The sequence below is a fragment of the Noviherbaspirillum galbum genome, from assembly GCF_010974945.1.
Classification (GTDB): Bacteria; Pseudomonadota; Gammaproteobacteria; order Burkholderiales; family Burkholderiaceae_D; genus Noviherbaspirillum; species Noviherbaspirillum galbum.
The window spans coordinates 38,708-64,669 of record NZ_JAAIVB010000085.1 but is presented as its reverse complement, the minus strand read 5'-3'; the positions used below and the strand labels follow the sequence as shown (position 1 = coordinate 64,669).

The window sequence follows — 25,962 nt, the reverse complement described above, 5'->3', positions numbered from 1 at the left end:
CATGAAGATCGTCATTACCGGCGGCGCCGGCTTTCTAGGACAACGACTCGCGCGCAGGCTGCTGCAGGCGGGAAGCCTGACCGACAGCAATGGAACGGTCTCCCCCATCACCGAGCTGGTCCTGCTCGACACCGTGGCAGCGGACGGATTCGGCGACCCTCGCGTGCGCAGCGTGGTTGCCGACATTTCGGACGGCAGGCGCATGGCGGACATCATCGACGGCGGCACCGCCTCGGTGGTGCATCTGGCGGCCATCGTGAGCGGCCAGGCGGAAGCCGATTTCGACCTTGGCATGCGCATCAACGTCGATGCCTTGCGCACCATCCTCGACATCTGCCGAAGCAACGGCAACCGCCCGAAGGTCCTGTTCACCAGTTCGGTGGCGGTGTTCGGCGGCGACCTGCCCGACATGGTGCGGGACGATACCGCGCTCAACCCGAGGTCTTCCTACGGCATGCAAAAGGCGGTCGGGGAATTGCTGGTCAACGAGTACAGCCGGCGCGGCTTCATCGACGGACGCGTGCTGCGATTGCCGACCATCAGCGTCCGCCCCGGCAAGCCGAACAAGGCGGCCTCCTCGTTCGCCAGCGGCATCATCCGCGAACCCCTCAACGGCGAGCCCGCTGCCTGCCCCGTGCCGCCCGACACCCGCCTGTGGCTGCTGTCCCCGCGCAAGGCGATCGACTGCCTGCTTCGCGGCCACGAGCTTTCCGCCGGGGCGCTGGAATCCAGCCGGACGATCAACATCCCCGGCGTGTCGGTGACGGCCGGCGCCATGGTCGACGCCCTGCGCCGCGTCGCCGGGCCGGAAGTCGCGGACCGGGTAAGCTGGGAGCCCGATCCCTTCGTGGCGCGCATCGTCGGCAGCTGGCCGGCCGCCTGGGACACGACCCAGGCCCGCATCCTCGGGCTGGAGGGCGACGCCGATTTCGACAGCATCATCCGCGCCTATATCGAAGACGATCGCTAAGCCTGGACGACGGGCGGCGCCTGGCTGTCAGCCACGAAAGAAGGGAGGGTCAGCTTCCTGCCCGCGGGCTGGGCAATGATGCGCAACCCTTACCTTGACGGCCCGTTGCCCATGTGAAATACCACCCGGTACGTCCGATTTTTTCAAATTGCCGAACGTTCGCAGCAGGTTCGTACTCGAACGGTGTTACGCCCCTTCTCAAGGAGAAGGCAGTGACCGAATATGAGGTTATGGCAGTAATGACGCGTCTTGAGATCCGGGATGCAAGTTCTCACACCGTTTCAATGATGTACGCGGAGACGGTTGCCGCTATATCGAAACATCTGAGCGGCGATCAGTTGCGCCGGCTTCTTCTTTGCGGCGCTTACATCGCCCATGGCAGTGACCGGAACGCCGGCGCCCCAAACCGGAAAAACGGTGGAACCAAGATGGAACGGACGAAAATTTCAGCATAGTACGGGACCGGCGGCGCGCATCTCTGTCCCGCTACCGGAATGAAACCATACTGCATCTTCATGCGCACTGCGGCCAAAGCCACTCAAGGCTGCTATGCCGTTGCACCTGACGCTTTGTGTCACATGCAACAAAAAATTCAATCTCGATGATTACACCAGCATTCGTAATCGGGAACTTCAAGCCAGCATCATCGAATGCCCTTATTGCGGCTGCTTGACTGTTGGTGTCCCTGGGAAGGTCTATGTAAGCTGCCCGATCCTAAGCGAGTGTGAGAGCGGCGATCGGGGACGCGGAACACCGACATGAAATAAAGACCTTTCCGGGTTTTTCCGCTTAAGCAGAGATGGCTCCCGCCGGCTGTCAGGGCCGCTTGACCGCTGCAAGCTATCGTCAACCTCGCGAGTGCTGTCCAACGGGTATATTGCTCGTCCGGATCCAGGATGCTTCCCTCCGGAAACACCGCATGCCGCGACCGACTCAGCGGCTCCCCGACACTCCCCCACGTTCACGGCGCGACCAGCTTCGTGCTGCGCCTTCCGTTTCGCCGCATTCTTCCATCGGCAGGTCAATCGCAGCAATCTTGTGTCCAAGCGCATGGCCGTATGGCCAGTCATCAGTACCCTGGCGTGCCGCGCCTGGGCAAAGAGCAATAAATTTGTTCAAATGTTTGTGACAAAAAGACATTCATGCGGTCTACCTTCGTGTCGCCAGCGTTTTCATGGAAGACCTGGTGTAACGGACCAGCCTGAGAATCAGCCTTTCCAATATGTTTCCGACGTGCAGGAAAGGCGGTAACTCAGCCTTTCTTAACATTGAAGCGTGGAAGCGTGAACATGAGCATTCATTCCTCCTTACGGCAGTCTGTCATTGCGAACGCCATCTACGGCGTCCTCAATCCCATTCCCTTCGGGTTTTTCGTCGCAGCACTTGTTTTCGACGTCATTTATTTGCAAACGGCGGTAATGCAGTGGGACAAGGGAGCCGCCTGGCTCATCGCCATCGGCCTGGTGATCGCGATCATCCCGCGCCTGATCAATCTGGCGCAGGTCTGGATCACCTCGCGGCGCAGCGCCCTGCCTGCCGACAGGATGGACTTCTGGCTGAACCTGCTTGCCATCGTCGCGGCGATCTTCAACGCGTTCGTCCACAGTCGCGATGCCTATGCGTCGATGCCCACCGGCGTCTGGCTATCGGCCATTACAGTCATCCTCATGGCCATCGGCCGCATCAACGTGTCCGTGCAGCGGACATCGATGGGAGGACTCGTCCATGAATAAGCTCCTGTATCTCTGCGCATCGGCGCTGGCGTTCGGAACAGTCCTGTCCGGCTGCGGCAGCAAGGCCGAGATCAGCCCGGCCCAGCAGTCCGGCGCCAATCCTCCGCTGCCCGGCGCAAAGGATTTCCTGGTGCCTCCCATGCAGGTTCCCGACGGAACCGGCTGGGCATCGGGGCAGCTTCCCAAAGTGGCCGCCGGGCTGAAGATCGAGAAGGTTGCCGGCGGACTCAAGCATCCGCGCCAGCTGCTTGCGCTTCCAAACGGTGACTTGCTGGTCGTGGAATCCAATGGACCGGGCGAGGAAGCTGTCACGACACCAAAGCAGTTAATCGCCGGCAAAATCAAGAACCGCTCCGGCAAGGGTGGCAAGGGCGGGAACAGGATCACGCTGCTGCGTCCCAAGGCCGGCGGCGGCGAGTGGGAGAAGCACGTCCTGGTCGAGCATCTTCATTCCCCCTTCGGCGTGCAGCTGATTGGCGACACGCTGTACGTGGCGAACACGGGAGCCATCGTCAAGTTTCCATATCATGTCGGGGACACGCAGATCACGGCGCCCGGCGTGGAATTCACGGACCTGCCGAGTACGGTCAACCACCATTGGACGAAGGCGCTGCTGGCGAGTCCTGACGGCAAGAAGCTGTATGTCGGCGTCGGCTCCAACAGCAACATCACCGAGAACGGCCTTGATATCGAATACCGGCGGGCGGATGTGCTGGAGGTGGACGTGGCGACAGGCGCGAGCCGCATCTACGCCTCAGGCCTTCGCAACCCGACCGGATTGCAGTGGGAACCGCGCAGCGGCAAGCTGTGGACCATCGTGAATGAACGCGACGAGATCGGCGCGGACCTGGTGCCGGACTACATGACCTCCGTGCAGGAAGGCGGATTCTACGGCTGGCCCTACAGTTACTACGGCCAGCACGTTGATCATCGCGTCGTTCCGCAGCGCCCTGATCTGGTTGCCAAGGCACTCAAGCCGGACTATGCCCTCGGCTCGCATGTCGCAGCCCTGGGCCTGATGTTCTCCGCGAACAACGCACTGCCGGCCGCGTATCACGAGGGGGCGTTCGTCAGCGAACACGGCAGCTGGGACCGCTCGCCGCTCAGTGGCTACGCCGTCGTGTTCGTTCACTTCGAACAAGGCAAGCCGGTGGGCCAGCCGCAGGTGGTCGTCAGCGGCTTCCACTCCGATGATGAGAAGACCTTGTACGGCGCGCCGGTCGGACTGGCGCAGGACAAGCAAGGCGCGCTGCTGATTGCCGACGACGTTGGCGATTCCGTGTGGCGCGTGACTGCGCAATGAGGGTCGGGATGCTCTTACGTCGTCCGGCAACCCATCAGGAAACCCGGCGCAACGGGGCGCGGCTGTGCGCGTGGATGCGCGTGGCGATGCGTTCCCGCTGACGCAGGCGCGCGGCGTCGAGCAGCATGCGCCCCGCCCAGCGGTAGACGTTGAATTCGCGCACCAGCGCGCGCAGGCTGCGCATGCGCTCGCGCTGCTCGTCGCGCGGCATGGTGAGCGCGCGGTGCAGTGCATCGGCTCCCTGCTCGATATGGTATGGATTGACGATCAGGGCTTCGTGCAGCTCCCGCGCCGCGCCGGTGAACTGGCTGAGCACCAGCACGCCCTGTTCGTCTTCGCGGGCCGCGATGTACTCCTTCGCTACCAGGTTCATGCCATCGTGCAGGCTGGTGACCATGCATACCTGCGAGGCGCGGTAGTAATGCAGCAGGCGGTCATGGTCATGGTGTTCCGCCTTGAGCACGATGGGCTGGTAGGCGCCGTTCGCGCAGCGCGCATTGATGCGCGCGGCAAGCTTGCGCACGCGCGCTGCGAATTGCTGGTATTCCTCCAGCGAGGAACGGGACGGCGCGGCGATCTGCACGAAGCTGAAGCGGCCGACCATGTCGGGATGCCGTTCCAGCATGCGCTCCACCGCCTGGAAGCGTTCCACGATGCCCTTGGTGTAGTCCAGCCGGTCGACGCCGATGCCGATGAGATGATCTTCCGGCAAGCCGAGGTCGCTGCAGACGATGGCCCGGCTTTCTTCCGCGGTGGAGGCAGTGGTGGATTCCGGCCACGCGATCGAAATCGGATAGGCTTCCACCAGGGTCAGCTTGCCGTCATAGGAGATCGTGGAGGCCTCGGCCTCGATGCGCGTCTCGAGATAACGGTCCACCGTCTCGATGAAGTTCCTCCGGTGGAAAGGCGTGTGGAAGCCGAGGATGGTGCTGCCCAGCATGCCTTCGAGGATCTGCTCGCGCCAGGGGCAGATGCCGAACGATTCCGGATTCGGCCAGGGAATGTGCCAGAACGTAATGATGGTGGCGCGCGGGAGCGCTTGCCTCACCATGCGCGGCAGCAGGGCGAAATGGTAGTCCTGCACGAGCACTACCGGGTCGTCGGTCCGCGCTTCCTTGACCACGGCGTCCGCGAAACGCTGGTTCACCGCCACATACTGGTTCCAGTCCTCCGAGCGGAATACCGGCCGCACGTGGGCGATATGGCAAAGCGGCCAGAGTCCTTCGTTGGCGAAGCCGTAGTAATAGCCCTGCTCTTCTTCACTGGACAGCCAGACGCGGCGCAAGGTGTAGCTGGGATTCGCCGGTGGCACGGCCACCCGGTCGCAGCGGTCCACCACCATGCGGTCGGCGGACCCGCTGCCATGGGCGACCCAGGTGCCGGAACAGGCGCGCATGACCGCTTCCACTGCCGTCACCAGGCCGCTCGCGGGCCGCTTGACCTCGATGCGGTTGCCATTCTTTTCGTGGATGTAAGGCTCGCGGTTGGACACCACGATGACTTCGTCGCCGGCAAGTTCGCTGTGCAGCAGCTGGCGCAGGCGCTCCGGATTCCAGCCCTGCGCATTGCCGGATGCCGTGGTGCGTTCCGCCTGCAGGTCGCGGATCATGGAGCGCAGGTCGCCCATCAGCGGCAGGAATTCCGGCGGCGCGGCGCCGGCGTCGCCGGAAGCGAAATCGCGCCGCAGGAAGCCGCGCATGGTATTGGTCCAGCCACGCCAGCTTGCATGCGCCATGAAGACCGACAGCAGGGAAATCGCCACGCCCAGCAGGGCGAAGACGGCAACGATGTACTTCGTGGCGTCGGCGCTGCGCCGCTCGATGAAGCTCATGTCATGTACCAGCACCAGCTTGCCCAGGGTTTGTCCGTCGAGCGTCACGGGCTTGTGCGCGACGTGCACCGCGCCCCTGGGCAGCCGCACCAGCGATTGCGGCTCGCCGGTATCCGTCCGGGCGGCATCGCATCCCAGGCCATCGGGATAGGTCCGGGTCTTGACGAAGGTATTGCCCGCCTGATCGCAGAAGGCCAGCGCGTAGAGGCGTTCGTCCTGCACCGCGCGGTCGAACAGCTGGCCGATCTTTTTCTTCATCCGTTGCGGTACATATTCCTGCAAGGGCGGTTCCAATGTATTGGCCAGCAGCTGCGAGCGGATGTCGAGGTCGCGCACGAACCAGCGCAGGGTCACCCTGTCCATCAGGGGCACCGCCAGCCAGGCCGAGAGGGCCAGGATCAGCATCAGGGGAAGCGCGAAACGCAGGGAAAGGCGAAGGAGGCGGGTGGGCATGCGGTATCAATCTCCCTGGCAAAAAAATACCCCCTCCCCGAAAGGAGGGGGCTTAACAGTGGGGGACTAAACCCGTACTGATCGCTAATCAGTGGTCCTGCAAGCCGACAGCCTTCGTCACAACTTCCATTTTGCTCTGAAGCCCGGTGCCTGCATGCTTATCATGCCCCGGCAGGCTTAGGGGAATCTTAAATTGCGGAAAAACGTCATCGGAACTGATCCAGCGCAAACCTGGCACGACATGATCCCGGACGTCTTGCCTAGAGCGGATTTGTCCTGGCTGGCTCGCGGACGAGGCCGCCCGGCAAGTCCGGCGCCGGCACGGCCGACGCGAAGCGGACCGCCACCCGCAGGCCGCCTAGCGGCGATTGCTCGAGGCGGATTTCCGCGCCGTGGCGGCTGGCGATCGCCCTGACGATCGCCAGGCCCAGGCCGCTGCCGCTCGCTTCATTGCCAGGCAGGCGGTAGAACCTGTCGAACACCCGTTCGCGGCTCTCCTGCGGGATGCCGGGTCCGCTGTCGTCGATCGTCAACAGTGCGCCGCCGGCAAGGTCATCCTTGCTTTCCGCATGCGCGAGCGTGACGTCGACCTGCCCGCCCTCGGGGGTGTAGCGCATGGCGTTGTCGAGCAGGTTCCGCACGAGGATATGCAGGTCGTCCGGCGATGCCGGCACCACGACGTCGTCCAGCTGCCGGCATTCCAGCACGATGCCCCGGCTTCCGCCGAGCAGGATGGTGTCGGCGATGGCCTTGCGCACCACGTCGGCCAGAGACGCCCGCGTGCCGTCGGCGCGCTCGGGAACGCGTTCCTGGCGCGCCAGCGCAAGCAATTGCTCGATCAGGCGCCGGGAACGCTCCACGCCTTCGGCAAGGCGGCGGGTCGCCTGTTCCTTCGCCTCCGGACTCCGCGCGCGCGACAAGGTCTGGATCTGCAGCGTCAGCGCGGTCAGGGGCGAGCGCAATTCATGCGCGGCGTCGGCAATGAAATGCTGCTGGGAATCGATTGCCTTGGCCAGTCGGCCGAGCAGCGAGTTCAGTTCGGCGACCAGTGGCATCACTTCGCGGGGAACGCCGAGGTGGGACACCGGCGTGAGCGACATCGCATTCCGGTCCGCGAGCTCGGCGCCGATGCGGTTGACCGGCCGCAGCGCGCTGGTGACGACCCACCAGGCCGCGCCGAACAGCAGGAAGGCCACCGGCAGCAAGGGCCAGACGGATTCGAAGGCGATGGTCATCGCGCGGCTGCGGCGGCGGTCGAGCAGCTGGGCGATCTGCACCACGCGGCCATTGCTTTCCACCTTGTAGGTGCGCCACTTGCCCATGCTGGACTGGATGACGCCGTATCCCGTCGGCCCCGGCGGCGGCAGGTTGCGGTAGCTCGGCGTCTGGTAGACCCGTTTCCCTTCCGCCGTCCAGACCTGGATGATGAATTCGAGGAAGGGGCTTTGCTCGTTGTTCGGCAAGGTCCATTCCGGCTGGTCGAAATTGCTGTCCTGCAAGGCGAGCGCCATCTGCCGCATGTGGAAGTCGAACAGCGTATCCGCACGGTCCATGGAGGTGCGGAAGGTGGCGGCGAACTGCGCGATGGTCGCCAGCGCGATGACCACGCCGAGCAGCAGCAGCAAACGGATGCGCAGGGAATACATCAGCCCTTCCCGATCATGTAGCCGAGGCCGCGCACGTTGATCACGAAATGCTGGCCGAGCTTCTTGCGCAGGCCGTGGATGTACACCTCCACCGCGTTGCTTTCCACTTCGCCGGACCAGCCGTACAGGCGAGATTCGAGCTGCGCGCGCGACAGGATGGCGCCGGGACGCGCCAGCAGGGCTTCGAGCACCGCCCATTCGCGGGCCGACAGCATGACCTGATCCTCGCCGAGGAATACCTGCCGCGTCTCGAGGTTGACGCTCACGTCGCCGTTGCGGTAGACGGTGGCGTTGCCCCGGGCCCGCCGCACCACGGCCTGCAGGCGGGCGATCAGTTCCTCGATGTCGAATGGCTTCACCAGGTAATCGTCCGCCCCGGAACGCAGTCCGAGGACCCGCTGCGGCACCGTGTCGCGCGCGGTCAGGACGAGCACCGGCGTGCGGTCGCCGGTGGCGCGCAGGTCCTTGAGCACGTCGATGCCATCCTTGCCCGGCAGACCGAGGTCGAGCAGGATGGCGTCGAAACTGTGGGTGCGCAAGGCATTCTCGGCGGCGGTCCCGTCACGCACCCAGGCGATCGCCATGCCCTCGCCGGCAAGCGCGACCTGTATGCTCTCGCCGATCATGCGGTCATCTTCGGCCAGCAGGATGTTCATGACTGATCCCCGTTCAGGATGCCGGGCGGCCCTTGCCCGGCCTGCCGCACAGTATAGCCTCCTCTTCCTCGGAGAAGGCATGGGTGAAATACAGGGTGTCGGGGTCGGCGCTGGTCGTCCAGCCGCAATGCGGGCAGGCGATCGTGCCCGCCGGAGCCGGGCAAGACATTCCCGCGTCGAAGCGATTGACCTGGAAGGGACGGCCGCACGCGGGGTCCTTGCAGAAATAGGGAGTGCGGTGTTGAGGCATGATGTCGACTGCGCCGGCGGGGCCGGCTTGCTTGCTGCATCTGGAATTGTCGCGGCAAAGACTTAGGGGAATCTTAAGAGGAGCATCGAATCATTTGCCGCGGAGCAAGCTTTTCGCCTCCGGACCACCCTGCCGCACATTTCCGGAATGATCAGACAGGCGCGTTGGCCAGGATGAAATCGATGAACACGCGTGCCTTCGAGGTCAGGTAAAACCGCCCTGGATAGGTGATGACGAGATCGGCGTCGGCGCACCGATATGCGCCGAGCACCTGCCGCATGTTTCCCGTCTCGATCACGTCCTTGGCGAGCAACGCGGGAAGCCGTCCTATTCCAAGGCCATTGAGCACGCACTGGTAGACCATGGCCGTCGTGTTACACGAAATGGCTGGCTCCATCGAAAAATCGATCAACTCGCCGTTCGGCCCGGCGAGCTGCCAAGTATCGTTCCACAACCGGCTTCGCTTGACCGTGATCCGTTGATGGGATCGCAGGTCGTCGATGCCGTCCAGGCGCGGACTGCGCGCCAGATAAGACGGCGTGGCGCAAAGTATCGTTTCCGCGGACCCGAACTTTCGCACCACGACATCGACCCCGGTCACGTTCTCGGCAAGCGCGAGGTAGACGTCGCAGCCGCTGGCGATGAAGTCCACGGGATCATCCGTGAGCAGGATGTCAAACTGGACCTGAGGATATTGCTCCTTGAACCTGGACAACAAGGCGGGCAGGACATACAAGCCATAGACAGCGGTGACGGCGATCCTGAGCGTGCCGACGACCATTGCCGCCGCCGAACCAACGCTGCTTTCCGCGTCAGCAACCTCGGCCAGGATGGTCTTGACCCGCTTCAGATAGATTTCACCGCGCTCGGTCAGCGTCAGGCGTCGCGTCGTACGTACCAGAAGCGGCGTTCCCAGGCGTTTTTCGAGCGACGCGACGTTCCGCGTCACCACCGCTGGAGCGATTCCCAGGTGGCCGGCGGCGCGCGCGAAGCCGCCGCGTTCGACCACCTCCATGAAGATGCGCATTGCCTGAAGCTTGTCCATGCTACGTTGCGCCGTAGGCATCCACCGCCCGGGATCGCACCAGTCCTTTCATCTTGTCCGGGCGTGCGTTCCAAGCGGGTGCTTGAAGGTCCTTTGAATTAACTTGAACACCATTGATCGTGCTCTGTCATCCTCGCCTGCGCGGGGGTGACAGAGGTGGTTTGGGAGCATGCGGTCATGTCACAACACTTCCATAGACCTGCTTAGGACAACGGGGACGTGCCGCACAGCCCCGGTCCGGATGGTCCTTCATCGATGGCGTGAAGCCGCTTCGCCTGGGCGATATCCGCTTCCGGCGGCAACCTGACCTCGTTCTTCACCGCGACGACTTCGGCCATGATGCTGACCGCGATTTCAGCCGGCGTCTTGCTTGCGATGAAAATCCCGATCGGTCCCCGCAGCCGCTCCAGTTCCTGTTCGGACTTTCCGAAGTGTTCCGCCAAGCGCCGATGGCGTGCCTCGGTGTTGCGCCGGCTGCCGATCGCGCCGATATAGAACGCCTCCGTATCGAGCGCCTCGAGCAATGCCAGGTCGTCCAGCTTCGGATCGTGGCTCAATGCGATCACGCAGCTGCGGCGATCGGGCCGGAAGGCCGCCAGCGCATCGTCCGGCATGTCGCGGACCAATGCAACGCCTGGAACGCTCCATCCGCGAAAATACTCCTCCCGGGGATCGCAAACGGCTACCGAGAACCCATTGAACAGCGCCATGGTGGCAAGGTATTCGGCAAGTTGACCCGCCCCGATCAGGAACATGCGATAAGCCGGACCGAAGGTATTCACCAGTGCATCGCCAATGCTCAACTGACCGGGCGCGGCGGCGGTTTCCAGCTCTACCCTGCCGTCACTCAGGCGCACCGTCCGCTTCACCAGCTTTCCAAGTTCGAGCGCGCGCACGAGATCTTCCAGCTTCGCGAAGTCGGGATCGAACTCGATCACCAGCTCCAGCGTTCCACCGCAAGGCAAGCCAAACCGGTGTGCCTCGTCGGCGCTGATCCCGTACCGCAGGAACTGCGGCCGAGCCGCGAACACGCGGAGATCGGATTCACTGCCTGCCAGGGCGTCGACGTAGCGCAACTTCAGATCGTCTTCGATGCATCCGCCAGACACCGAACCCACCGCGCTGCCATCCTCGCACAACGCCATGATCGAACCGACCGGACGTGGCGATGACCCCCATGTGCGCACGATGGTCACCAGCAGGGCACGTCTTCCCGCCGATCGCCAGTCGCGCAAGGTCCGCAGGACCAGGATGTCGAGGCTTTCCAATTCATCGACCGCTCATGGCGACATCCGGACCGAAGGCAGCGTCCTTGATGGCCTTCGGGTTCAGAATCTCCAGCAGCCGGGCGACGAACCTGGAGTTGAATGCATGGTACTCGGCATCGCTCGTGCTCTGCGCTTCCATGGCCTTTCGTTCCGAATTCCGGAGGTCGCGGCGCAGCGCTTCAAGCAGCGCTTCTCTTTCGTAGTCGAAGAGGAATTCCATATTTTCCATGTGATCACCTGCACTTCCTTCCTGCCTGCCTGCCGCACCGGAAGCCCGGCGGAAAACATCCGCCGGACATCGCGAGAACATGCCGCAGGCAGCTTCACTTCCTTTCGGATTCGACATCAGCATTTCTCGAGTCCGATGGTGCGGTTCAACAGCGCCGCATCTTCGCTCAGTTTCGCCGTCGGGCCGGAAAACGCGGCGACACCGCGTTCGAGCACGATGACGCTGGAAGAAAATTTCATCACGACGTCCACGTGCTGCTCCACGAGGACGCAACCAACGCCGAACTGCTCGCTCATGCGCACGATGGCGTCCATCAACTCGTCGCGCACCATCGGCGCAAGGCCTTCCAGGGGCTCGTCGAGCAGCAGGATGCGCGGCTTGCCAACGAGCGCCCTGGCCACGGACAGCATTTGCTGTTCGCCGCCCGACAATTTCGTGCCGCCGTTGTTCCGCCGCTCCTTCAGCCGGGGAAACAACTTATAAACCTGTGCCAGCGCCTCGCCCGCCGAGCGCCCCTGGAGGCCCGCCAGCAGGTTTTCCTCGACCGTCAGCGAAGGAAAGATGTCGCGGCTCTGGGGAACGTAGCCGAGGCCGGCACGGGCGCGCGCAAAGGTGCTCGCCCGGCTGATGTCGGCTTCGCCAAGGTAAATGCGGCCATCGATCAGATCGGCCAGGCCCATCGCCGTCGCCAGCGTTGTCGTCTTTCCGGCGCCATTGCGGCCGATGAGCCCCAGGCGCTCGCCTTCGCGCACGGTAAAGCTGAGGCGCTCGACCACGGGAAGATTGCCGTAGCCGGCGGTGACGCCTTCGAAGCGCAGTTTAAAAATGGGCTTGGCCATGTCCGTCCCGTCCAAAATAGATCTGTTTCACGCGTTCGTTCGCGGCGACTTCCCGCGGCGCGCCTTCCGCCAGGACGGCGCCCGCCGCCAGGACGATGATGTGCGAGGCAAACCGGAACACCAAGTCCATGTCGTGTTCGATCAGCAGCACGGACAGGTCCTTCGGCAAGCTTTCGACGGCGTCCATGATGCGGCCGCCCTCTCCTTGCGGCACCCCCGCGGCAGGCTCGTCGAGCAGCAGTACCCGCGGCTTCATCGCCAGTGCAAGCGCGATTTCAGCCAGGCGTTGCTCGCCGAGCGCCAGCTTGCCAACGACACGCCGCGCGTACGGACGAAGTCCGAGCAGCCCTAGCGTCTCGTCGACCTCGTCTCGTACCCGCGACGTCCGGGCGCGCGAGGGCCACCATTCCGTCGCAAGGCGAAGCCGTTGCAATACCGCGATTTCGACGTTTTCGGCGACGGTCAATTCCTTGAACAGGCGGCTTATCTGGAAGGTCCGCACGATTCCGCTGCGCACCCGCTCGTACTGCGGCAACTTCACGATCGACTGCTCGCCCATGAGGATGTCGCCGGAATTGGGACGGAGGACTCCGCTGAGCAGGTTGATCAGCGTGGTCTTCCCTGCCCCGTTGGGACCGATCAGCGCGGTACGGGCGCCCTCAGCGAGGGAAATGTTGACGTCGCGCGTGACCGCCAGTCCGCCGAACGACAGGGAAAGGTTCCGCGTTTGCAGGCTATGCTTCATGACGGCTTCCCCTTTCGGTCAAGGCGCGCGGCCAGCAGGACCGCGCGATCGACGATCCCGACCAGGCCCTCCGGCAGCACGACGAGGACGACGATGAGCATCAGCCCGATGACGAACAGCCAATGGTGCGGATTCAAGGTCGATGCAATGTGATGGATGGTCATGAAGGCAACGGTTCCCAGGATGGCGCCCGACAGGCGGCGCCGGCCTCCCAGGACCATCATCACCACCACGCCGGCGGAGGTCTGGAAGTCCAGCATGCCGAGGTTTGCCACGTTGCTGGTCTGCGCCGTCAAGGCGCCGGCAATTCCGGCGACCATTCCGCCCACGGTGTACACCGCAAGCAGGTGCGGATACACCCGCCCGCCCAGCGCTTCCACCCGTCCGGCGTCCTGCCGGATCGCCTTCACCGTCAAGCCGAAGGGAGATGCGATCAGGACGCGCATCAGGAAATACACGATGACCAGCACGCCCAGCGCATAGAGAAACCCGGTCTGGCCAAGGAAGTTGAACTCCCAGATGCCGAACAAAGGCCCGATGCTGAAGCCCGAGAGACCGTCATCGCCGCCCGTGAACTCGCGTGCCCAGTTTGCCAGCTCAAGCAGGAACTGGGCGGCGGCGATGGTCAGCATGACGAGCGTGAGCTTGGTCGACCGCAGCACCACCGCGCCGCTCAGCAATGCCACCAGGCCGCCGCCCAGGCCGCCGAACAGCAATCCGACGAGCGGGTTCGTCGAGAAATGCAGCGCGGTCCAGGCTGCCACGTAGGCGCCGGTGCCATAGAGGGCTGCCTGGCCCATCGTCGCGATGCCGGCTTGCCCGAGAACGAGACTCAGCGACATCGCAAAGATGGACATGGCGGCCATGTTCGTGAGCAGCCCGAGGTTCTGGGGAAACAGCACGTAGGCGAGAAGGCCAGCCAGTACCAGCAGGATCTCGCCCTTGAACCGGAACCGTTGCTCCGACCCGGCGGGCGTAACCACGAAAAGAAAATCCTTCGTCATGCTCATGCGTTTCTCCCGAACAGGCCATGCGGTCGCACCAGCAGGACGATGAACATCGTCAGGAAGAACGCCGCCGATGCTAGTTGCGGCACCATGTATTTCATCGAGGTTTCCACGATGCCCAGCAAGAGGGCAGCAAAGAACGAACCGAACAAGTTTCCATGGCCGCTCACCGCGACCACGGCAAGGAAAGTGACGAGGTACTTGGACGCATAAGTGGGCTCCATCGGCAGCAGCTCCGCGCCGGCGATCCCGCCCAGTGCAGCGAGCATGGCGCCGAGCGCGAAGGTCATGGCGTAGATGGTCGCGGTGTTGATGCCGATTGCCCGTGCGATGGGAGCGTTGTCCACCGATGCCCTGACGCGGATGCCGAAGGACGACTTATCGACCGCGAGCCAAAGAACCGTGACCACCGCCAGCCCGGCCGCGACGACTACCAGGCGATGCCGGGCGATGGACCGGAACCCGAGATCGACCGTCCCGGTGAACGCCTCGGGAAGCGGTACCGACGAAAGCGCTGAACCGAACAGCAGGTTCGCGGCGGCCGTCGCGACGAACATCAGGCCGATCGTCACCAGCATCTGGTCCAGTTCGTCGCGCCGGTAGAACCGCCTGATGAGTATGCGTTCGATTGGCACGGAAATCAGTCCGACCGTTCCGATCGCCAGCACGAAGCCCACCCAGATGGGCAGGTTCAAGGCCGAGGGAATCTTCGCCGCGAGAAACCCGCCGAGCATGGCAAAGGCGCCATGGGCAAGATTCACCACTCTCATCAGGCCCATGGTCATCGACAGGCCCACGGTGATCATGAACAGGATCATCGCGTAGGCCACCCCGTCGATCAGGATGCTGCTTATAAGGGTAAGAGACACTGCACACCTCTTGGTTATTTCGCCGCGGCCGGTGCACGCCCGTAATCGGGTTGCATCTCGAAGGTACGGATTTCACGGTTGATGTAGCGGCCGGCAGGATCCTTCTCGACCACGCGCATATACACGTTCTGCAGCAGGTCGCGGGTGTTGGGATCGATCTTCAGCGGACCGCGCGGACTTTCCCAGGAAAAACCCTTCGCGCTCGCGATCGCCTTGGCGCCGTTACGCTGTCCGTTCGTCGCCTCAACCATGTGGTAGATGACATGCAAGCCATCGAAGGCATTGACGAGCTGAACGGTCGGGACCGCCTTGGGCGCGACCTCGCGCAGCGCCTTGACCGCCGCATTGTTTACCGCCGAATTGTGCGACGCCGAGTAGTACATGCCGGTTTCGAACCCAATGACCTCGGGACCCATGGTCTGCAACTGATCCTCGTCGGTTTCCGCCGTGCCGAGGAAACGGACGCCGGCGGCTTTCAAGCCCGCCTCGTTGTAGGCCTTGATCAATGCATAGGTCAGCGGGCCGCCGGGAGCGAACACATACAGGGCGTCGGGCTTCAGCGACTTCACGCGCTGCATGAGCGGACCGAAGTCGGTGGTCTTCAACGGGGCGCGTATGTTTTCAAGGAGCTTGCCGCCGCCAGCCGCGAATGCCGTGGTGAAGGCCTTCTCCGCGTCGAGTCCCGGCCCGAAGTCGCTGACCAGCGTGACCACCCGCTTTACGTTCTTTTCCAGGGCGTACTTGGCGACGGGGACCCCCACCTGGGGCAGCGTATAGGACGTGCGCAGCAGATACTCCGACTTGTCGAGGATCGCCGATGTCGACGCGTTGAAGATCACGACGGGCACCTTGGCTTCCTGGGCAAGCGCTGCGACGGCCAGCGCGTCCGGCGTGAAATACAGGCCGGCAAGATACTGCACGCCTTCCTTGACCACGAGCTCCTGGGCAAGCGCCCGTGCCTGCGCCGGGTTGATCTCCGGCATGTCACGATAGATCACTTCGATCGTATGCCCGCCCGCGGTCGTTCCATGCAGTTTCTGGTAGGCCTTGATTGCGCCTTCCCACGTTTGTCCCGTCAAGGCGAACGTCCCTGACATCGGCGCAATGACGCCGACCTTGATGACGTCGGCCTGGGCCGTCCCCACGCTCATCGCGAGCGCAACGGTCAATGCGGCGGAAAATCTTGAAATCATCCTTGTCTCCTGTGAACTGGTTTTGCTGAGTGAATGTTGTCTTGCGCTTTTCCTGGATGACCGTCCCGCGGCCAGGTCAGCCCCGCGCCGCGATCTCCAGCGCCGCGCTTGCTTCGAGCGCTTCTTCCCTTGCCATCAAGGTCGCGTATTTCTGATTCATGTCGAACAGGTTGGCTTCATGCGCCTGCAGCGAGCGGTCGCCGACGCAGTCCGTGATCACGAATGGCCTGAAGCCGTGGCACATCGCATCGAGGACGCTGGCGCGCACGCATCCGCTCGTCGTGCATCCGGCGATGAACAGGGTCTGCACCCCGCGCTGGGTCAGCCAGCTGGCGAGCGTCGTGCCGAAAAACGCGGAGGGATAGGTCTTCCGGATCACCAGCTCTCCCTTGGCGGGTTGCAGCTGCGGCACGAACTGGCTTCCCGGCGCATCCTCCAGCAAGGTGACAATGGACGGCACCTTCAAGGCAAAGATGTTGGCGTCGGCGCCATCGTCCTGATACACGACACGGGTATGGGCAACAGGCCATTTCCGCTCGCGTGCCGCGGCGAGTAGCCCTTCGGTGCAGCGGATCGCTTCCGCGATGTTTCCGCCGCCGAAGCTGCCGGGGTCGGCAAAGCCATTGATGAAGTCGATGACGACCAGGCCGAACGGCGCCTTGGGAGGCATGGTCGTGCCAAAGCCCTGTCTCTGGTAAACCGTGGTGTCGGCACTCATTGGAATGCCTCGTCGATCACTTTTCCATCCCGCACCACGACGACGCCATCGAGCGCGACGGTGCAGTTCCGCAGCGGGATGTCGAGGTGGCAAGGTGTCATGCGCGGTCCGCCAACCTCGTTGTTCGGTCCGAGGGAAAACAGGAAATTGCCCTCGAAGGCGCGCGCATCCTGGCCGGTTGTCTGCTCGCGGTCGAACAGCGACAAGGTATGCCAGAAGCAGCGCGGCTGCATGCCCCAACCGATATGGGCGATGGCATACGCCTCGGGATCCTTGTAGGCCTCCATGAATTCGCGCATCAGGTCGGCATCGACACCGCCCTTGATGTCGCGCACGAAGCCGCCCCGGACGTCGAGCGTAACCTTCTCGGAGAGGTAATTCTTCTGCGGCAGCAAGATGTCCCCGCGGTCGATCACGATGGTGCCTTCGCTGCCGCCCTCGTTGGCAAAGGTAAAGAGAAAGCCGCTTGGCCAGTGATCCCATCGTCCCGGCTCCTCGCAGAAGCCGTACTCGCTGATGGTCGGGTACTCACCCAGCTTGAAGGTGATGTCCGTGCCGGCCGGCGAGGTGACGTGCATTTGCTTCGCGGCCCGCAGCAATTTCGACGCCGCCACCACGCGCTGGCGGTCTGCCTCGGTCGCGATGGTCCGGACCAGTACTTCCGGCGGCTCCACCGCCAGCAGGATCTTGGTGCCGGATTCCAGGATTTCCATCTGCTCGGGGGAGAAGAGCAACAGCATCAAGTCAAGCACGAGGTCGCTGTTCTTGAGCGCGGCGAGCGCAACCGGATTGTTGGTCAGCGGCGTCTCGCCGAGGTAATTCATCAGGTCGCGCGTCGTTGCCTTCTCGGCGTTGATCGGCTGCAGCTCGATCCTGGTAACGACCGCACCGGCTGCCTGCGCGGCGATCGTTGCGGTTTGCAGCGTCTGTGGATGGGTGTGCGGGCCGCAGAGGATAGCCACCTTCTGGCCCTTCTCCAGCTTGCTCAGCCTGAGCACCTCGCCCCAGGCCTGGATCATCTGAAAATCACTGACTGCCATCATTCGTCCTTTCAAAAGGAAGTTATTAGCACTGCAAGAGCGCAAGTTCGTCCCGGTTGCCGATCTTGAAGATCCGGCGCGCATTGCCATGGCACACGAGCGCCCGCGCCTTCTCGTCGAGCGGCGCCTGCTCGATGAAGGAGCACGCTTCGGCTGTCGACTCGTAGGGGTAGTCGACGGAGAAAAGCACCGCTTCCGGCCCGATCTCGCCGATCGCGCCCAGCAGGGAGGGCGCGGAGCATACGCCGGCGGTGGTGATCATGATGTTGCTGCCGATGTATTCGCTTGGCTTGCGCTTCAGCTCTATCCCCATCGGGCATGCGGCGAACCGGCTGTCGATGCGCCAGCGTTGATAAGGAAGGAATTCCCCCATGTGGCCGAGGAGCAATACGAGCTTGGGAAAGCGGTCGAAGACCCCGCCAAACAGCAGGCGCAAGGCATGGCCGGCCGTCTCCACGCCCCAGCCCCAGGAAGCGCCTTGCAGCACGGGCATCCCGTCGAGCAGCGCCGGCGTCTGGCTGAAGGCCGTGGGATGCAGGTAGACCGGCACGCCGAGCGCTTCCGCCCGTTCCCAGAACACGTCGAACTCGCGCCCCTCGTAGTAGCGGCCTCGCGTATGGCCATTGATCAGCGCGCCCTTGAAGCCGTATTCCACGACCGACCGTTCCAGCTCCCTGGCAGCGGCAACGGGATCTTGCATCGCCACGTGGGCAAAGGCGCCGAACCGCGTCGGATGGCGGGCGATCCGGGCGGCGAGAAAATCATTGTTTTCCCGCGCGCGGCTTATCGCCACGGATGTATCGGCTTCCGCCTGCACGCCCGGCGTCGTCTGCGACAGGATGGCGTATTCGATATTGCCGGCGTCCATTGCTTCCAGGCGCTGCTCATCGAAATCGGTCAGCTTCGCCGCCAGGTTGGCGAGGAATTCCGCCGGGAGCCCCCGCACGAGGTCGGCGGAATACGCGTGGAAGCCAGGCGCCGAGAAATGTTCTTCAATTGCGACTTTCGGAATGCGATTCACGTTGATCATCCTCAGCAGGGTTAAACGGGGTAAGCCAATGCGGTATCAAGGATCTGGGTGTCGTACACGACTTCCCGCCTCGCAATGAGCAGCCTGTCTTCCTGCCGCACGAACACGTCGTGATACACGCCGCATAGATGGATGGTGGAAGGCCCCTCGATCAGGGTTTGCATCAGGATGAACGGCGTCTGCGCGCGGATCGTGGCGCCGTCTTCTTCCAGCACGCGGGGAATGCCGAGGACGTGCAGCATGTGGCGCGGCGCGAACATCTGGGAATGCGCGACCGCCAGCGCCCGGTCCACGATCATGTCCCGGCCTTCGCAATACACGAGGCCCACCGGCATGTCCAAGGACGCGTTTTCACGCGAGGTGATTCGATACGTCGCGTCGGCGCTGAAGAAATCCGGCCAGCGCTCGATGTCGTTCGCATCCAGCACGGCGCAGTACTCCACATGAAAGGACTCGATCTCGGGGCGCAGCTGCGTTGCGCGCGCGGGAGAAACCGCCGGAGTCGTGTAAGCAAGCTGGATTCTCATGCTGCACGCTCCGCCACGCGGATGTCCATCACGCTCCGATAGTGTTCATACAGCGAGCGGATGCAGGCTTCGGAAATGAGGTTGCGCGTGGTGCCGACATACCCCGAGTCGAGCTTCAGGACATTGTTGTCCGTGCTGGACTGGCGCAAGCCTTCCTGCACGAACTTCAGCGCCTCGTTGTCTTCGAGGCCCAGAAAGCCGGAGGGGCCCATCAGGTTGCCCTGGCGGAGACGGTGGCGCGTCATTTCAGGCGTGTCATCTTCATAGCCGAACATGGTCCACTGCATCACCATGCTGTTCGGTCCATTCGGAATGATCTGGCGCACGCCGAGCGTATTCATCTGGCGCTGCACGATCAGGTTCGGCCATACCGTCATCATGTTGGCAGACCACGGCGACTCGAACTCGCGGACGAAATCGAGGAAGCGCTCATCCTTCAGGCGCAGGTTATCGCTGAACGAGCGCATTTCGGCCTTGTCGTTCTCCGCCACCGTCGCGTAGATCTGGTCAGGCTTGGAGGAAGCCATGAAACCGTGGCGTCCGTGCTCCTTGTCAGCGAACACGATCGACTTGATGCCCGGAACCAGCAAGCCGAACACCACCAGGAACGAATGCAGCAACGTCGCGTGATAAGGATCCTTGAGGTTCTCGTGGTACATCTTCCAGTTGCATGGAAGCTCGTTTCGGCAATAGCCGAGAATCTTCAGCTTCTTGCCCGGGAATGCGACGTCGAACTCGTCGACGATCTCCTTGGTGAGATACTCTTCGAGCGGCGGCGTCTTGTCGGAATAAGTCGCGAAGATCACCCCGTTGCGGGTGGTCACGCGCAGCTGGCGCGTACTGTGGTCGGAATTCTTGAAGTCCGGCGGCATGCCGCCCACCTTGTTGATGCCCCGCTTGAACGGAACTCCCTGCAGGTTGCCTTTCAGGTCATACGACCATTGGTGATAGGGACAGACGAATTCCTTCGTATTGCCCTGGTTCGCGCGGCAAAACTCGGCGCCGCGATGGGCACACCGGTTCTCGAAGACGGCGATGGTATTGTCTTCCGCGCGCGCCACCACGACGGCGGTCGATCCGACATAACCGCGCTTGTAGTCTCCGGGATTGGGAATCTCCGCTTCCAGGGCGACGAAGTTCCAGGTGTCGGCCCGGAAAATCCGCTCGATTTCCCGGTCATAGTTTGCCTGGCTGGTGTAGACCCAGTCTGGGATATTGTTCAGCGCGTCCGCTGGCCAGACGCATTCCTCCAGCGGAGGATTCTTTTGGGAGTTTGTGATCCCGATGGCCGCCTGCGATTGATACATGATTGCTCCTAAGGCTCTGGTAGGTCGGTTAGGTCTATTAGGTCTGTTAAAGGGCAACGGCTGCCTGGGACTGCATCTGCTTGGCCCAGGTGCGGAGATTGACGGCGTCCGAGGAGAATTCCTCGAGTGAAACGGGAATGCCCTTTTCGAAGAGCGGCCGTATCGCCCGCAAATCGGCTCCTGCATTGAATGCGACGCCATGCACGGGGACCGAATGGCGGTGCCCGATCCACAAGGCCTTGCCTGCGGCGGGATTGCCCCGGCGGACGTACTCGAGGCCGGGTGCCGGATGTCCGAGGATCTGGATATTCAGGCTCCCCTGATCGGTCCAGAACCACGGTACGGGAGCCGCCGGCGGCGGCTCCGCGAGCATGGCGGCGGCAGCCATGCGCGCTTGCTCGTTGGCGTTCTGCCACGACTCGAGCCGCGTCGGCCTGGCCTGTCCCGGACGAAGCTGGCTCGTGCAATCGCCGCAGGCAAAGACGTGCTCGTCGCTAGTACGGCATGCCGTATCGATCCACACGCCGCCACCTTGGGCGATGTCGAGGCCGGCGTCCCGCGCCAGCGCGTCGTTGGGCTGGAGACCGATTGCGACGACCACCTCGTCGGCGTCCAGCGCCAGGCCGGTATCCGTTTTCAACTGGATGGGACCATCGGGGGGCGTACAGATAGTCGAGACTGACGAGCCCAGCAACACCTGCGCACCGGCGGCGCGCAATCCGGACAACACATGTGCCGAGGCTTCCGCCGTGAGGAACCTGTCCAGCAGGCACGCCGCCTGCTCGACCACGGTGACCGACGCTCCCGCGGAGAGCGCCGAATGAGCCACTTCGAGACCAAGGAACCCGCCGCCCATGATCGCGACGCGCGGCTTGTGTCGAAGGACTTCGCGCAAACGCCGCGCGTCGTCGAGGGTGCGGAGGTAATGCACGCCGCGGAGCGAACGAGGCAGGCTATCGTGCACCCTCGCTTCGCCACCGGTGGCAAGCAGGCACTTGTCGTAGTCGAGGACACGGCCGTCCGACAGGCGGACCTGCCGCTTCTCCAGGTCCAAGGCGATCACGTCGATCCCGCCCGCGAATTCAATGTTGCAGCGTGTCCAGGCGTCCTCGGCGAGCACCTGGAGCGCAGGCTCTTCGGCAGCGACCAGCACGGCCTTGGACAAATGCGGCCTTTCGTAAGGCTTGTGCCGCTCCCGGCCCAGCATCGTGATGCATCCCTGGTAACCGTGTTCGCGCAAGGCATGGGCAGCGACCGCAGCCGCCTGCCCTGCACCGATGATGACGATCCCGGGCTGTTTCATTTTTCGGCACCTACCCAGACAAGGACGTCGTCGCCATCGCGCTTTACCAGATGGGTGCGGATGTTCACGGTCGCTGGCGCGCACATCGCCTGCCCAGTACGGATATCGAAACGCCCCTGGTGCAGGGGGCACTCGACACATCCATCTTCCACGTAACCTTCGGAGAGCAATGCGGCGCCATGCGTGCACATGCTGTCCGTCACAAAGAACTCATCATCGATCCGGTAAAGCGCGAGGCCGCACCCCCCGGCAGTGACCGTCTTTGCTTCGTCGTTATCCAACTCCTGCGCCGAGGCGACCTTGACCCAACTCATGGCAGTGTCTACTCCTTGAACAATCAAATTTTTATTCAGTGTACTTGCATATTAAACGAGTTCTTTTTCGTGTCAAGCATAAATTTCGACCGGACGCAGCGGTTCCGCATCAAGCTTCCCTTAAATTCATGATGCGCGAAATTCGGCGCTATATATAGGGAAAACGGGGAAAACTATGCCGAATGAGGGGCTGGAAATGCGAGTTGATGATCCGCCTTTCACAATCGCCCGGCATGGTCTATACTTATGCAATAACACTGCCTATCTATGATTTCCCGGCAGACAGACGAGGACATTCATCGAAGGCACGGGCCTTATCCCGGGCGTTGTGGTATTGCTCTAGGCGTTCGCAAGCAAGATGCATGGCTTTGCACGGAATGCAGGGCGTCGCATCCTTCGCCATCCATACACCCCAAGTCATCAAAGCAGTGATAAAGGAGAGACATGAACCAATCTGATACCCCGGAGAGGCTGCTGAAGCGCGAAGGCATCGGCGCCCGCGTGCCTCGGAAGGAGGACGCGCGCCATCTCGTTGGCAAGGGGAATTTCGTCGGTGATTTCGTCATTCCGGGCATGCAGGAAGTTGCCTTTTTGCGCAGCCCGTTGGCGCATGCAAAGATTACCGGCGTCGACATCCCCGAAGAACTGGCTGGACAGGTATTCGTGCGGGAGATGCTGACCGACGCGGCGGATATCGGGTCGCCGTCCGCGGTGCCGACCTACCAGTACTCGGCACTGCCGCCATTGGCGTCCGGCAAGGTGCGCCACGTCGGGGAAGCCATCGCCATGGCGGTCGGGACGACGCGCGCCATCGCGGAAGACATCCTCGAGGAAGTGGAAGTCTCATTCGACGAATTGCCCGTCTACCATGATGTATGGACCTCCATGGCAGCCGAAGGAAACCTGCTTCATCCGGACTGGAAGGACAACAACTTCCTCACCCTGCGCGCCAACCGCGACTTCGACGAGCAAGCCGCCAGGGCGGAAGTCAAGGTCAGCCGCACCGTCGAGCTGTCACGCCAATGCATCGTTCCGCTAGAAGGAAAGTCGGTGCTGGCGTACTGGGACTTCCAGACCGATCAGCTCGTCGTGGTCAGCGCCACCCAGGTCCCCCATCTGCTTCGCGTCGGCATTGCGCAGCACCTCGGCATGCCCGAGGAAGGGGTGCGCGTGGTGTCTCCCGATGTCGGCGGCGCCTTCGGCTACAAGGGTCAGCTTTATCCGGAAGACCTTTGCGTGGCCTGGCTGGCCAAAACGTATCGCCGGCCGTTCCGCTATCTTGAAGACCGGCGCGAACACCTGATCGTCGGCGCCAATACCCGGCAACACCATTACCAGCTCACGGCATACGCCGACCGGAACGGCAAGCTGCTGGCACTGGACGCCGTCATCACCATCGACGGCGGCGCGTATTCTTACTATCCCTTCTTCGTCGGCCTGGAGCCAGGCCAGGCGATCGGCAACCTGCCCGGTCCTTACATCATTCCCGGCTATCGCTGCGAGACGGTCTGCGTCGCCACGAACAAGCCGGGATTCATGGCATACCGCGGCGTCGCACGCACGGGCGTATGCTTCGCGATCGAACTCCTGATGGATGCGCTAGCGCGTGAAGTCGGCCGGGAGCCCTGGGAAGTCCGGCTGGAGAACCTCGTTCCTCCTACGGCCATGCCCTACGTCAATGTCGCCAACAAGCATTTCGACAGCGGCGATTTCCCCGCAAGCTTGCGGCGGGCAGTGGAAATGATCGACCTGCCCGCCGTGCGGGACCGCCAGGCTCGCGGCGAAGCGGACGGGCGCCGCATCGGATTCGGCTGTGCCACCTATACCGAGCAGTCGGCGCACGGCACCTCGGTATTCGCAACCTGGGGGCTGCCGGTGGTGCCCGGATTCGACCAGGCCGTGGTCAGGATGACCGCGGACGGCGGGCTCGAGGTGCGCATCGGCGTGCATTCCCACGGACAGGGCATGGAGACCAGCTTTGCGCAAATCGCGAATGACGTCCTCGGCATTCCGGTATCGCGCATCCGCGTCATCCATGGCGATACGGCGCTCACGCCGTTCTCCTCGGGCACCTATGCTTCGCGTGCGACAGTGATGTCGGGCGGCGCGGTATCGACCGCCTGCAAGGAGCTCCTGCCGCGCATCCAGGCGATTGCCGGGCATTTGATGGGCGCGGATCCGCAGGAGATCACCCTGCTCGATGGCCGTGCACACGCCGGCGACAAATCGATCCCCTTGTCCGAGGTAGGGCGGGCCTGGTATCTCACGCCGCAGGAACTGCCCGCGACCGTCCACCTCGGCGGCCTGGAAGTCTCGCGTGCCTACAAACCCAAGGTGGACACCGGGACCTTTTCCTACGCGACCCACGCGGCGGTCGTGGCGGTCGATACGGAGACCGGCGAGGTCGAGATCCTGGACTATGTCGTGGTGGAAGACTGCGGCACCATGGTGAATCCGATGATCGTCGAAGGCCAGACGATAGGCGGCATTGCGCAAGGCATCGGCACCGCGATGTATGAAGAAAGTCCCTATGACGACCAGGCCCAGCCGCTGGCGTCGACGCTGGCGGACTACATCCTTCCCGGCGCCACGGAGATACCGCGCATCCGGATCGAACACTTCGAGACGCCATCTCCCCATACCGAGTTCGGCGCCAAGGGCGTCGGCGAAGGCGGGGCGATCGCGCCGCCCGCCGTCATCTTCAACGCGGTGAACGACGCCCTCAGGGGTACCGGCGCCGCCGAAGTGATGATGACTCCCCTGACCCCGCGCCGCCTGCTCAAGGCGATCGAGGCGGGCAGGCTTGAAAAGGAGCAGGCGAAGTGAAATCTTCCAAGTTCATTTATACGCAGGCGCTTGAAGTCAACGACGCCTTGCAAGCACTGGCAGCGGGAAATGGCGCGGCAAAGCCCATGAGCGGAAGCCAGTCCCTGGGCCCGATGCTGAACCTGCGGCTGGCCCGGCCTGCGCAAGTCGTCGACGTTGGCCGCATTCCGGGCTTGCGCACCGTTCGAGGAGCGGGCGACGTCGTCGAGATCGGTGCCGCCGTCACGCATGCCGAGATCGAAGATGGTGTGCACGAGCCTCTGGCGGACCACCCCATGCGGAAGGTCGCCGGCGAGATCGCCTATCGCGCGATTCGAACACGCGGCACGGTCGGCGGCAGCCTGGCGCACGCCGATCCCGCCGCCGATTGGGTCGTGACGCTTGCGGCCCTGGATGCACGCGTCCGCCTGGCTTCGCCGCGCGGCGAGCGGGAGGTGCAAGCCGATGCATTCATGCTCGGCGCCTACACCACGGTGCTCGAGTCCGACGAGTTGATCGTCGCGCTGATCGTTCCGCGTTCGTCACAGACCTTGCAGTGGGGTTACCACAAGGTATGCCGCAAGCCTGGCGAGTTCGCCGAAGCGAGTGCCGCCGCGTATTTCGATGTGACGCGCGGATGCGCGAGGATCGTCCTGGGCGCCGTCGACGGACCGCCGATATTGCTGCACGAACTCTCGGCCGCGGTCGCCAATGCGTCCGCCCGGCGCGAGGCTGGCGCCGTCACCCGGGAGCACCTGCGGCAAGCAATCGCGAAAGCGCTTCCCGCTCGTGACGCCATCGACAGGAAGCTTTTCACGGCATGCGTGGAACGCGCCATCACGCAATCCGGCGTTCTGGCAAACCTTTACCACGGGGAGTAA

25 protein-coding genes are annotated in these 25,962 nt (G+C 63.1%); 6 read left to right on the top strand and 19 right to left on the bottom strand.

The window, feature by feature from the left end; translation table 11 throughout:
* The first annotated feature begins 1 nt into the window (after window position 1).
* The 4 genes from denD (at window position 2) to G3574_RS26875 (ending at window position 4,006) form a co-directional block, all read left to right on the top strand.
* On the top strand, window positions 2-970 hold the full coding sequence (denD, locus tag G3574_RS26890) for a D-erythronate dehydrogenase (RefSeq protein ID WP_163968649.1): 969 nt from the start codon (window positions 2-4) through the stop codon (window positions 968-970).
* A 212-nt stretch (window positions 971-1,182) separates the two neighbouring features.
* Window positions 1,183-1,425 carry a hypothetical protein gene (locus G3574_RS26885; protein WP_163968648.1) on the top strand — a complete coding sequence of 81 codons (243 nt, stop codon included), beginning with the start codon at window positions 1,183-1,185 and terminating at the stop codon, window positions 1,423-1,425.
* An 834-nt stretch (window positions 1,426-2,259) separates the two neighbouring features.
* Window positions 2,260-2,703: a DUF2231 domain-containing protein gene (locus G3574_RS26880; protein WP_163968647.1), complete on the top strand. Its 444-nt coding sequence runs from the start codon at window positions 2,260-2,262 to the stop codon at window positions 2,701-2,703.
* Entirely contained in the window at window positions 2,696-4,006 is a 1,311-nt protein-coding gene (locus G3574_RS26875) for a PQQ-dependent sugar dehydrogenase (RefSeq protein WP_163968646.1), read from the top strand. The genes G3574_RS26880 and G3574_RS26875 overlap by 8 nt, the downstream gene beginning before the upstream one ends.
* Before the next feature lie 34 nt (window positions 4,007-4,040).
* Here the strand turns inward: G3574_RS26875 and G3574_RS26870 are convergent, their stop codons facing one another.
* The 19 genes from G3574_RS26870 to G3574_RS26780 form a co-directional block, all read right to left on the bottom strand.
* On the bottom strand, window positions 4,041-6,290 hold the full coding sequence (locus G3574_RS26870; RefSeq protein WP_163968645.1) for an alpha,alpha-trehalose-phosphate synthase (UDP-forming): 2,250 nt from the start codon (window positions 6,288-6,290) through the stop codon (window positions 4,041-4,043).
* 260 nt (window positions 6,291-6,550) lie between these two features.
* A complete protein-coding gene (locus G3574_RS26865) occupies window positions 6,551-7,936 on the bottom strand; it encodes an ATP-binding protein (RefSeq protein ID WP_163968644.1) in 1,386 nt (461 codons plus the stop codon).
* On the bottom strand, window positions 7,936-8,592 hold the full coding sequence (locus G3574_RS26860) for a response regulator transcription factor (protein ID WP_163968643.1): 657 nt from the start codon (window positions 8,590-8,592) through the stop codon (window positions 7,936-7,938). Before G3574_RS26860 ends, G3574_RS26865 begins: the two co-directional genes overlap by 1 nt.
* 13 nt (window positions 8,593-8,605) lie before the next feature.
* Window positions 8,606-8,842 (bottom strand): hypothetical protein, encoded by a 237-nt coding sequence (locus G3574_RS26855; RefSeq protein WP_163968642.1) that lies wholly within the window; start codon window positions 8,840-8,842, stop codon window positions 8,606-8,608.
* A gap of 151 nt (window positions 8,843-8,993) precedes the next feature.
* A complete protein-coding gene (locus G3574_RS26850; RefSeq protein ID WP_163968641.1) occupies window positions 8,994-9,887 on the bottom strand; it encodes a LysR family transcriptional regulator in 894 nt (297 codons plus the stop codon).
* Between the two features lie 203 nt (window positions 9,888-10,090).
* Window positions 10,091-11,155 carry an XdhC family protein gene (locus G3574_RS26845; protein WP_163968640.1) on the bottom strand — a complete coding sequence of 355 codons (1,065 nt, stop codon included), beginning with the start codon at window positions 11,153-11,155 and terminating at the stop codon, window positions 10,091-10,093.
* A gap of 1 nt (window position 11,156) precedes the next feature.
* Complete coding sequence (locus G3574_RS26840; RefSeq protein WP_163968639.1) at window positions 11,157-11,501, bottom strand: hypothetical protein; 345 nt, start codon at window positions 11,499-11,501, stop codon at window positions 11,157-11,159.
* Window positions 11,501-12,223, bottom strand: coding sequence for an ABC transporter ATP-binding protein (locus tag G3574_RS26835; RefSeq protein WP_163968638.1), 723 nt, complete (start codon window positions 12,221-12,223; stop codon window positions 11,501-11,503). Before G3574_RS26835 ends, G3574_RS26840 begins: the two co-directional genes overlap by 1 nt.
* Window positions 12,204-12,968 carry an ABC transporter ATP-binding protein gene (locus tag G3574_RS26830; RefSeq protein WP_163968637.1) on the bottom strand — a complete coding sequence of 255 codons (765 nt, stop codon included), beginning with the start codon at window positions 12,966-12,968 and terminating at the stop codon, window positions 12,204-12,206. The genes G3574_RS26835 and G3574_RS26830 overlap by 20 nt, the downstream gene beginning before the upstream one ends.
* Window positions 12,965-13,978, bottom strand: a complete 1,014-nt coding sequence (locus G3574_RS26825) for a branched-chain amino acid ABC transporter permease (RefSeq protein WP_163968636.1) — start codon at window positions 13,976-13,978, stop codon at window positions 12,965-12,967. The genes G3574_RS26830 and G3574_RS26825 overlap by 4 nt, the downstream gene beginning before the upstream one ends.
* The gene (locus G3574_RS26820) at window positions 13,975-14,844 is read right to left on the bottom strand and encodes a branched-chain amino acid ABC transporter permease (protein WP_163968635.1); all 870 of its coding nucleotides are present in this window, start codon (window positions 14,842-14,844) and stop codon (window positions 13,975-13,977) included. Before G3574_RS26820 ends, G3574_RS26825 begins: the two co-directional genes overlap by 4 nt.
* A 14-nt stretch (window positions 14,845-14,858) precedes the next feature.
* Complete coding sequence (locus G3574_RS26815; RefSeq protein WP_163968634.1) at window positions 14,859-16,037, bottom strand: ABC transporter substrate-binding protein; 1,179 nt, start codon at window positions 16,035-16,037, stop codon at window positions 14,859-14,861.
* A gap of 76 nt (window positions 16,038-16,113) precedes the next feature.
* Window positions 16,114-16,755: an isochorismatase family protein gene (locus tag G3574_RS26810; protein WP_163968633.1), complete on the bottom strand. Its 642-nt coding sequence runs from the start codon at window positions 16,753-16,755 to the stop codon at window positions 16,114-16,116.
* Window positions 16,752-17,795 carry a M29 family metallopeptidase gene (locus G3574_RS26805; protein WP_163968827.1) on the bottom strand — a complete coding sequence of 348 codons (1,044 nt, stop codon included), beginning with the start codon at window positions 17,793-17,795 and terminating at the stop codon, window positions 16,752-16,754. Before G3574_RS26805 ends, G3574_RS26810 begins: the two co-directional genes overlap by 4 nt.
* A 25-nt stretch (window positions 17,796-17,820) precedes the next feature.
* On the bottom strand, window positions 17,821-18,816 hold the full coding sequence (locus tag G3574_RS26800) for an amidohydrolase family protein (protein ID WP_163968632.1): 996 nt from the start codon (window positions 18,814-18,816) through the stop codon (window positions 17,821-17,823).
* A gap of 20 nt (window positions 18,817-18,836) precedes the next feature.
* The gene (locus G3574_RS26795) at window positions 18,837-19,352 is read right to left on the bottom strand and encodes an aromatic-ring-hydroxylating dioxygenase subunit beta (RefSeq protein ID WP_163968631.1); all 516 of its coding nucleotides are present in this window, start codon (window positions 19,350-19,352) and stop codon (window positions 18,837-18,839) included.
* Window positions 19,349-20,659: an aromatic ring-hydroxylating oxygenase subunit alpha gene (locus G3574_RS26790; RefSeq protein ID WP_163968630.1), complete on the bottom strand. Its 1,311-nt coding sequence runs from the start codon at window positions 20,657-20,659 to the stop codon at window positions 19,349-19,351. Before G3574_RS26790 ends, G3574_RS26795 begins: the two co-directional genes overlap by 4 nt.
* Window positions 20,660-20,705: 46 nt before the next feature.
* Window positions 20,706-21,962 carry an NAD(P)/FAD-dependent oxidoreductase gene (locus G3574_RS26785; protein ID WP_163968629.1) on the bottom strand — a complete coding sequence of 419 codons (1,257 nt, stop codon included), beginning with the start codon at window positions 21,960-21,962 and terminating at the stop codon, window positions 20,706-20,708.
* A complete protein-coding gene (locus G3574_RS26780; protein WP_163968628.1) occupies window positions 21,959-22,276 on the bottom strand; it encodes a non-heme iron oxygenase ferredoxin subunit in 318 nt (105 codons plus the stop codon). The genes G3574_RS26785 and G3574_RS26780 overlap by 4 nt, the downstream gene beginning before the upstream one ends.
* A gap of 444 nt (window positions 22,277-22,720) precedes the next feature.
* On the opposite strand from G3574_RS26780, the gene G3574_RS26775 reads away from it, so the two are divergent.
* Together G3574_RS26775 and G3574_RS26770 are read left to right on the top strand one after the other, a co-directional pair.
* Window positions 22,721-25,102 (top strand): xanthine dehydrogenase family protein molybdopterin-binding subunit, encoded by a 2,382-nt coding sequence (locus G3574_RS26775; RefSeq protein WP_163968627.1) that lies wholly within the window; start codon window positions 22,721-22,723, stop codon window positions 25,100-25,102.
* Entirely contained in the window at window positions 25,099-25,962 is an 864-nt protein-coding gene (locus tag G3574_RS26770; protein WP_163968626.1) for an FAD binding domain-containing protein, read from the top strand. The genes G3574_RS26775 and G3574_RS26770 overlap by 4 nt, the downstream gene beginning before the upstream one ends.

Bases quoted from the DNA above. Each gene is read 5' to 3' on its own strand.
- denD (WP_163968649.1), top strand. From the start codon at position 2: ATGAAGATCGTCATTACCGGCGGCGCCGGCTTTCTAGGACAACGACTC.
- G3574_RS26875 (WP_163968646.1), top strand. From the start codon at position 2,696: ATGAATAAGCTCCTGTATCTCTGCGCATCGGCGCTGGCGTTCGGAACA.
- G3574_RS26840 (WP_163968639.1), bottom strand. From the start codon at position 11,501: ATGTCGAATCCGAAAGGAAGTGAAGCTGCCTGCGGCATGTTCTCGCGA.
- G3574_RS26815 (WP_163968634.1), bottom strand. From the start codon at position 16,037: ATGATTTCAAGATTTTCCGCCGCATTGACCGTTGCGCTCGCGATGAGC.
- G3574_RS26855 (WP_163968642.1), bottom strand. From the start codon at position 8,842: ATGCCTCAACACCGCACTCCCTATTTCTGCAAGGACCCCGCGTGCGGC.
- G3574_RS26880 (WP_163968647.1), top strand. From the start codon at position 2,260: ATGAGCATTCATTCCTCCTTACGGCAGTCTGTCATTGCGAACGCCATC.
- G3574_RS26830 (WP_163968637.1), bottom strand. From the start codon at position 12,968: ATGAAGCATAGCCTGCAAACGCGGAACCTTTCCCTGTCGTTCGGCGGA.
- G3574_RS26795 (WP_163968631.1), bottom strand. From the start codon at position 19,352: ATGAGAATCCAGCTTGCTTACACGACTCCGGCGGTTTCTCCCGCGCGC.
- G3574_RS26775 (WP_163968627.1), top strand. From the start codon at position 22,721: ATGAACCAATCTGATACCCCGGAGAGGCTGCTGAAGCGCGAAGGCATC.
- G3574_RS26860 (WP_163968643.1), bottom strand. From the start codon at position 8,592: ATGAACATCCTGCTGGCCGAAGATGACCGCATGATCGGCGAGAGCATA.
- G3574_RS26865 (WP_163968644.1), bottom strand. From the start codon at position 7,936: ATGTATTCCCTGCGCATCCGTTTGCTGCTGCTGCTCGGCGTGGTCATC.
- G3574_RS26805 (WP_163968827.1), bottom strand. From the start codon at position 17,795: ATGGCAGTCAGTGATTTTCAGATGATCCAGGCCTGGGGCGAGGTGCTC.
- G3574_RS26790 (WP_163968630.1), bottom strand. From the start codon at position 20,659: ATGTATCAATCGCAGGCGGCCATCGGGATCACAAACTCCCAAAAGAAT.
- G3574_RS26825 (WP_163968636.1), bottom strand. From the start codon at position 13,978: ATGAGCATGACGAAGGATTTTCTTTTCGTGGTTACGCCCGCCGGGTCG.
- G3574_RS26870 (WP_163968645.1), bottom strand. From the start codon at position 6,290: ATGCCCACCCGCCTCCTTCGCCTTTCCCTGCGTTTCGCGCTTCCCCTG.
- G3574_RS26835 (WP_163968638.1), bottom strand. From the start codon at position 12,223: ATGGCCAAGCCCATTTTTAAACTGCGCTTCGAAGGCGTCACCGCCGGC.
- G3574_RS26850 (WP_163968641.1), bottom strand. From the start codon at position 9,887: ATGGACAAGCTTCAGGCAATGCGCATCTTCATGGAGGTGGTCGAACGC.
- G3574_RS26780 (WP_163968628.1), bottom strand. From the start codon at position 22,276: ATGAGTTGGGTCAAGGTCGCCTCGGCGCAGGAGTTGGATAACGACGAA.
- G3574_RS26810 (WP_163968633.1), bottom strand. From the start codon at position 16,755: ATGAGTGCCGACACCACGGTTTACCAGAGACAGGGCTTTGGCACGACC.
- G3574_RS26785 (WP_163968629.1), bottom strand. From the start codon at position 21,962: ATGAAACAGCCCGGGATCGTCATCATCGGTGCAGGGCAGGCGGCTGCG.